Annotated in this window: 1 protein-coding gene; it reads right to left on the reverse strand. The window is 46.7% G+C overall.

All coding sequences use genetic code 11. From position 1 onward, the window contains the following. Nucleotides 1–351 (reverse strand): DUF3047 domain-containing protein (locus AB4585_RS24035; RefSeq protein WP_372171265.1); only part of this gene is annotated, 351 nt, incomplete at its 3' end. Between the last annotated feature and the right edge of the window lie 54 nt (nucleotides 352–405).

Here is a 405-nt window from a genome sequence, read left to right on the forward strand (position 1 = left end):
ATCGATGACCACGTATACCCGCGCGGCAAAATCATCCCCTTGCTTGGTGGTTTCTTGAAGTTCAGGGAGAGACTGTTTTACTAGCCATGACCAATTCATGTAAGGGGTATCGAGGAGGTCGATGCGCTTGTTGAGGACAAGACCCGAAGCAGCATTATCGCTACGTGCCTGTATTGCCGGTCGGTCTTTATATTCTGTGACATTGTAACGAGTTGGCGTGGTAATATCCTTGGTTTTCCATGCCTCCATTCCGCCGTGAGCAATATCGGTAATGTTTACCTGTGCGAATGCAGCGGGACTCATTAACATGCAACCCAAGAGCATCATTGCGAGCAGGCTATTATCTTTCATTGCGATTCCTAAGCCACTAAGTTTCATGTCTATAAGTAACTAGGATCTTACAAC

This window comes from Vibrio sp. 10N.222.49.C9, from assembly GCF_041474985.1.
GTDB lineage: Bacteria > Pseudomonadota > Gammaproteobacteria > Enterobacterales > Vibrionaceae > Vibrio > Vibrio crassostreae_C.